Below are 6,785 nucleotides of genomic sequence, written 5' to 3' on the forward strand. Positions count from 1 at the left end.
CACAGGCGCCGGAGGAAACGGTGCGCCCCTTCCACACCCGCGTCCGACCACTCCAGCGACTGGGTGGGCGGGGCAGCAAACATGGTGAACAGGCGCACGGTGTCAGCACCGTATTTCTCCACCATGCTCTGTGGGTCCACGCCGTTGTTCTTGGACTTGGACATCTTCTCGATGCCGCCGAATTCTACCGGCTGGCCGTCGCTTTTGAGCACACCGCCGATGATGCGCCCCTTCTCATCCCGCTGCACCTCAACATCCGCCGGGTTAAACCAGGTCTTGGAGCCATCCGGATTCTGCCGATACCAGGTCTCGGCAATCACCATACCCTGGGTGAGCAGGTTCCTGAAAGGCTCGTCCGATTTAACCAGTCCGAAATCCCGCATCAGCTTGTGGAAGAAGCGGGCGTAGAGCAGATGCAGGATGGCATGTTCAATACCGCCGATATACTGATCCACCGGCAGCCAGTAGTCCGCCCGCTCATCCAGCATGCGCTGATTCTGATCGGGGCAGGCGTAGCGGGCGTAATACCAGCTGGACTCGAAGAAAGTATCGAAGGTATCCGTCTCGCGCCGGGCCGCCCCACCGCATTTAGGACAGGTGGTCTCATAGAATTCGGGCATCTTAACCAGCGGCGAGCCGGACCCGTCCGGCACCACATCCTCCGGCAACTTCACCGGCAGGTCTTCTTCAGGCACTGGCACCACACCGCATGTATCGCAATAGATCATCGGGATCGGGCAGCCCCAGTAGCGCTGACGGGAAACCCCCCAGTCACGCAGGCGGTAGTTGACCTGCTTACGGCCCAGGCCCTTTTCGCCCAGTACCTTGGCGAACACGTCCAGCGCTTCTTCAGATTTGATGCCATCAAACTCGCCGGAGTTGACCAGCTCGCCCTTTTCAGTGAACGCACCCTCGGACACATCCGGCACGTCACCGCCCACGGGCTTGATGACCACCTTGATGGGCAGTCCATATTTTTTGGCGAACGCCCAATCCCGCTGGTCATGGGCGGGCACGCTCATCACCGCGCCGGTGCCATAGCCCATGAGCACGAAGTTGGCTGCCCACACCGGCAGTTCCTCACCAGTGATGGGGTGCTTCACCGTAAGCCCTGTGTCCACCCCCTCCTTTTCCAGCGTCTCCACCACCGCCTCGGACGTGGCGATATGGGCACACTTATCGATAAACGCGGCCAGCTCGGGATTGTTTTCCGCCGCCTGTTTGCTCAGCGGATGATCTGGCGCCACCGCCACATAGGTGACCCCCATCAGCGTATCGGGGCGGGTGGTATAAACGGTCAGCTTCTCATCACCCTCGGCCAGTGGGAAGTCGATTTCCAACCCCTCAGAGCGGCCGATCCAGTTACGTTGCATGGTCTTGACCTGCTCCGGCCAGCCGTCCAGCTTATCCAGATCGTCCAGCAGCTGATCGGCGTAGTCGGTGATCTTGACGAACCACTGATCCAGCTCACGCCGCTCCACCGGCGCGCCGGAGCGCCAGCCCTTGCCATCGATCACCTGCTCGTTGGCCAGCACGCACTGATCCACCGGATCCCAGTTGACCACCGACTTCTTGCGATAGACCAGCCCCTTTTCATACAGCTTGGTGAACAGCCACTGCTCCCACTTGTAATAGTCCGGATCGCAGGTGGCGATCTCCCGATCCCAGTCATAGGCGAAGCCCAAACTCTTGAGCTGCCCTTTCATGTAATCGATGTTCTGACGGGTCCACTCAGCCGGGGCCACACCGTTAGCGATGGCGGCATTCTCCGCCGGCAGGCCAAAGGCATCCCATCCCATGGGCTGGAGTACGTTTTTGCCCTGCATGCGCTGGAAACGGGCGATCACATCGCCGATGGTATAGTTGCGCACATGGCCCATGTGCAGCTTGCCGGAAGGGTAAGGGAACATGGACAGGCAGTAGAATTTCTCCTTATTCGGATCCTCCACCGCCTTGAAGGCCTTGTTAGCCTCCCAAGTGCGCTGGATGGCCTTTTCAAGCGTCTGCGGCTGGTATTCTTTCATGGGTGTCCTCATAATAGATACGTTAATCGCACCATTATAAACGGGAGACCCACCATGCTGAACGAACAACAGAAACGCGCCTACGCCGCGTTGCTGAAAAAGGCGCAACAGGCTGCCAAGGAAGCCGAGGACAACCTGTTGGAAGCCATGCACAAGGCCATTGACGCCGCTTCCGAAAAAGAAGAAATCTTCGCCGAGCTGACCAGAGAGGAATTGGACAAGGTCAAGCAGACGCTCAAGGAAGACCTGGATGCCATAGCCAAATACTTCGAAGAAGTGGGCGAAGGCCTGGAAGAGATCCTCACGCTGGATGCGGTCTATCTGGAAGAGAAATTTCTGGAGGCCAGCGAAAAGCTGGCCGATCCCACCGTGCTCCAACTGGCGCGCATGCGCCTGATCGATGCGGCCAAGATGGAAAACATCATCTGACCCCTACCGTAGCGGGCGCGCTCATCTGGTGCGCGCCCACTTCAATCCACTGTCAAAACACGCCAGCCCAAACCGTCTCTGACCAAGTCTGCCCCTTGCGTTCAACCTGTTTGACCGCCTGCTTCAACAGCCACTCCATGTCCGCAAACAGCCTGCCGATCTCCGCCTCCGGCACGGAAAAGGGTGGCCCCATCTCCGGCACCACCGGTCCGGTCAGGCTGATCAGCAGATAACCTGCGCCTTTCGGCGCCAACCGCTGCAACTGCTCAGCGTAGCGAGGCCGCATCGCCGGTGGGAAGGCCACCAGCGCCGCCCGGTCATACACTGCCGATACCTGTGCCGTCCAAGCAGGCGAGAGCTGAAAGAAGTCCCCTTCAATCAAGGTATAAGGCCCCGCCTGCCAACGCACCAACGCCTCTCCCAACGCCTCACGCGTCGGCGTCAGCCCCTGCTCGGCAAAAAAGGCCGCCACCGCCGCCTCGCACAACTCATTGCCCAGCACCCGATAGCCCTGCTGCGCCAACCACACCATATCCTCACTCTTGCCACACAAAGGTACGAACACCTCAGTCCCCTTCGGTACCTCAAGCGCTGGCCAATGCTCAACCAGCAGCGGATTGGGGTGCGGCAGGTGCCAACCGGTCTCTCCATTGCGCCAACGGGCGACCCAAAAGTCTCGATCCATGCTCAAATACCCTCAAAAAACCTGAAAACACACCAAAGCGCAGCCATACTCGATTCGCACATCGCGGCGAAAAACTGGCCTGTCAAAAAATCAGGGGATCCCCCGTGTTAGCCCATATCCTGTGGATCCACATCAATGGACCAGCGCACCCGATGACTACGCTGCGCCCACAACCAGGGCAACAGCGCCGCCAACAGCCGATGTAGCGGCGCGCGCTGCTCGCTTTGCAGCAGCAGTTGATAGCGCCAGTGCCCCTGGCGCTTCATCATCGGGGAAAGCACCGGCCCCCACACGTCCACATCCGGCCGCTGACAACGCTCGGCCACCTTTGTCAGAAAAGCCTGTGCCGCCTCCGCCTGCGGGCTGCTGGCGCGGATCAGCGCCTGATAGGCGTAAGGCGGCAGCCGCGCCACCTGCCGCTCCGCCAATGCCGCCTCAGCAAAAGCCTCATAGCCACCGGTGACCAGCGTCTGCAGCAGCGGATGTTCCGGCTGCCGGGTCTCAATCAACACCTCACCGGGGGCCTCACCCCGACCAGCACGGCCAGCCACTTGGATGATCTGTTGCGCCAGCCGCTCCGGCGCACGGAAATCTGGTGAAAACAGCGCCTGATCCATCTCCAACAGCCCCACCAGCGTCACCTTGGGGAAGTGGTGCCCCTTGGCCAGCATCTGCGTGCCCACCAAAATCAGCGGCTCACCGGAGCGCACCCGATCCAGCTGGGCGTCCAACGTGCCCTTGCGCCGGGTGCTGTCCCGGTCGATACGCACCACCGGCACCGAAAACTGTTGCGCCAGTGCCGCCTCCAGCCGAGCCGTGCCCTGCCCCACATGCACAAAGCTGCCGCTGCCGCAGTGGGGACAGCGTTCCGGCACGGGGCGCTGATAGTCGCAATGGTGGCAGTGCAAATGTTCCGGCTCACGATGATAGGTCAGATGGGCGCTGCAAGCGGGACAATCCGCCTGCCAGCCGCACTGGTGACACATGAGCACCGGCGCAAAGCCCCGCCGGTTGAGAAACAGCAGCACCTGCTGGCCTTGATCCAGATGGGCCTGCATGGCGGCACGCAGCGGCGCCGAGACCCCCGCCTCAATGCGCTCGCCGCGAATGTCCAGCAACTTGAGTGTAGGTAGCCGTGCCGGCCCAGCCCGCTGACGCAACCGGTGATGGGCATAGCGTCCGGTGCGGGCGTGGTGCAGGCTCTCCAGCGAGGGCGTGGCCGACCCCAGCACCACCGGAATATCCAGATGCTTGCCCAGCCACAGGGCGGTGTCCCGTGCGGAATAGCGCACCCCCTCCTGTTGCTTGTAGGAAAGGTCATGCTCCTCGTCCACCACAATCAGCCCCAGATTTTGAAACCGTCCCAGCACCGCCGAGCGGGTACCCAGCGCCACCTTCGCCTCCCCTCGGGCCAGACGACTCCAGCCGCAATGGCGCTCGCTGTCATTCAGGCCGGAGTGCAGCGCCACCACCGGCTGGCCCAGCCAGGCCTCAAAACGCCCAATCATCTGCGGGGTCAGACCGATCTCCGGCACCAGCACCAGCGCCTGGCGCCCAGTAGCGATCACCCGCTCCACCAAAGCCAGATAGACTGCCGTCTTGCCGGAGCCTGTCACCCCTTCGATCAGGTGAGGGTTGAAACGATCCAAACTCACCGACTCCACAATCCGCTGCTGCGCCGGGTTCAGAGCATGATGCCGAGCCGGTGGCAAGGGACGCGTCGGCATGCAGGGTGCCACAAATGACCGCACCCAGCCACGCGCCTCAAAGCGGCGCAAAGGCTCACGGTATTCGGCCATAAAGGCGCGCAGCTGCGTCACAGTCGCCCGCTCCCGCTGTTGCAGCCATTGCAACAAGCGTCGTTGGCGCACCGCCCGCAGCGGCAAGGCGTCCACCTTGAGCGCCTGGCCCGCCTCGGTCAGCGTCCAGACCGTCTCCCCCTGTTTCCACAACGCCTTGCCTTCCCGTAAGGCTTTGGGCAGCAGCATGAAGTAGACCTCACCCGCCGGGGCGTGATAATAGCGACACAACCAGGCGCCCAAGGCCAATTGATCCGCTGAGAGCGCCGGCTGCTCGTCCAGCACGGTGGTCATCGGCTTGAGGCGATCGGCGGGCAGACTATCATCCACCGGCGCCTCCAGCACAATGCCCACCACCTGCCGCGGGCCTAAGGGCACCCGCACCCGCACGCCCGGCGCCAATGGACGGGACGCCAGATAGGTCAGCGGCGAGTAAAAGGGGCCGGGCACGGCCACGGCAATGCGAACCAGGGACATAGCGGCTAAAATGACGGGTTCAACAGGAATCAGTCCGTAAACAGCTTATTCTGACACAGGATGCCGCCATGCTGACAACCTTTATCCACTGGCAGAACCGGCTGCAGGAGACCATCGGGCGGGCCGCCAGCTGGCTGACGCTGGTGCTGGCGCTGACCGCCACGGTGGTGGTCATTCTGCGCTATGGCTTCAACACCGGCTCCATCACCCTGCAGGAGAGCCTAGTCTACCTGCACGCTACAGCGTTCATGCTGGGCGCGGGTTACGCCTGGCTGCGCGATGCCCATGTTCGGGTGGACATCTTCTACGCCCGACTGAGTCAGCGTGGGCAGCTGTGGGTCAACCTGCTGGGCGTGCTACTGCTGGCGGTGCCCATGTTCGCCTTCATCCTTTGGGTCAGCTGGGACTACGTGGCCGCCAGCTGGGCCATTCAGGAACGCTCCACGGAAGACTCAGGCCTGCCCTATGTGTGGCTGCTCAAGACGCTGATTCTGATCATGCCGGCGCTAATGCTGCTGCAGGCGCTGAGCTGGGCGGCGCTCTATCTGCTCACCTTGCGCAACCCGGATGCCGCCGCGCCGTTCTGGCGGCGCCTGAAGGCGGATGTAGATCTGGACAAGGAGGCGGTGTAATGGCGTGGCTGGCGTTATTGTTGTTTGGGGTCGTCTTCGTCGCCCTGATGAGCGGTTTTCCCGTCGCCTTTGTGCTGGGCGGCGTGTCCTTGCTATTCGCGCTGATCGCTACGGCGGCGGGCGCATTCGACATGGCCTTTCTGGAGAGCATCCCCAGCCGGATTTACGGCATCATGACCAATGAAACGCTGCTGGCGGTGCCGCTGTTCGTGCTGATGGGGCTGATTCTGGAAAAAAGCCGCCTGGCCGATGAACTGCTCACCACCCTGTCCGATGTGATGAGTAATGTGCGCGGCGGATTAGCCCTGGCGGTCATCGTGGTGGGCATGCTGCTGGCGGCCAGCACCGGCATCGTAGGCGCCACAGTGGTGACCATGGGGCTGCTGGCCCTGCCAGCCATGCTGCGCCAGGGGTACGACCCCAAACTGGCCAGTGGCGTGATCGTGGCCTCCGGCACCCTTGGCCAAATCATCCCCCCTTCCATTGTGCTGATCCTGCTGGGGGATGTCATTTCCAACGCCTACCAAGAAGCCCAGCTGGCCCAGGGCAACTTCGCGCCCGAACCTCTATCCGTGGGGGACCTGTTCGCTGGCGCGTTTCTGCCAGGGCTGCTGCTGGTGGGCCTGTATGGTGCCTATGTGGTGGCCATGAGCTACCTCAAACCGAAAGCCCTGCCTGCCCGCCGCCGCACCGAGATCAACCCGGCACTCTTGCGTCGGGTGGTCTCCAGCCTGATTCC

6 protein-coding genes are annotated in these 6,785 nt (G+C 62.0%); 3 read left to right on the plus strand and 3 right to left on the minus strand.

Annotated features, from left to right (window positions below):
• Positions 1-2,024, minus strand: a 2,024-nt coding sequence (gene leuS, locus F8K16_RS01375; RefSeq protein WP_294945904.1) for a leucine--tRNA ligase, incomplete at its 3' end; no start/stop codon positions are given.
• A gap of 54 nt (positions 2,025-2,078) precedes the next feature.
• Here leuS and F8K16_RS01380 point away from each other — a divergent pair.
• The gene (locus F8K16_RS01380) at positions 2,079-2,453 is read left to right on the plus strand and encodes a hypothetical protein (protein ID WP_294945906.1); all 375 of its coding nucleotides are present in this window, start codon (positions 2,079-2,081) and stop codon (positions 2,451-2,453) included.
• 52 nt (positions 2,454-2,505) lie between these two features.
• On the opposite strand, the gene F8K16_RS01385 is transcribed toward F8K16_RS01380, so the two are convergent.
• Both F8K16_RS01385 and F8K16_RS01390 read right to left on the minus strand, forming a co-directional pair.
• Positions 2,506-3,138, minus strand: a complete 633-nt coding sequence (locus tag F8K16_RS01385; protein WP_294945908.1) for a thiopurine S-methyltransferase — start codon at positions 3,136-3,138, stop codon at positions 2,506-2,508.
• A gap of 107 nt (positions 3,139-3,245) precedes the next feature.
• Positions 3,246-5,414: a primosomal protein N' gene (locus F8K16_RS01390; RefSeq protein ID WP_294945910.1), complete on the minus strand. Its 2,169-nt coding sequence runs from the start codon at positions 5,412-5,414 to the stop codon at positions 3,246-3,248.
• Positions 5,415-5,482: 68 nt separating this feature from the next.
• On the opposite strand from F8K16_RS01390, the gene F8K16_RS01395 reads away from it, so the two are divergent.
• Both F8K16_RS01395 and F8K16_RS01400 read left to right on the plus strand, forming a co-directional pair.
• Positions 5,483-6,046, plus strand: coding sequence for a TRAP transporter small permease subunit (locus F8K16_RS01395; RefSeq protein ID WP_294945912.1), 564 nt, complete (start codon positions 5,483-5,485; stop codon positions 6,044-6,046).
• A partial coding sequence (locus tag F8K16_RS01400) for a TRAP transporter large permease subunit (protein ID WP_294945915.1) occupies positions 6,046-6,785 on the plus strand: 740 nt, incomplete at its 3' end. The genes F8K16_RS01395 and F8K16_RS01400, both read left to right, overlap by 1 nt.

It is taken from the genome of Sulfurivirga sp. (assembly GCF_015490265.1).
GTDB lineage: Bacteria > Pseudomonadota > Gammaproteobacteria > Thiomicrospirales > Thiomicrospiraceae > Sulfurivirga.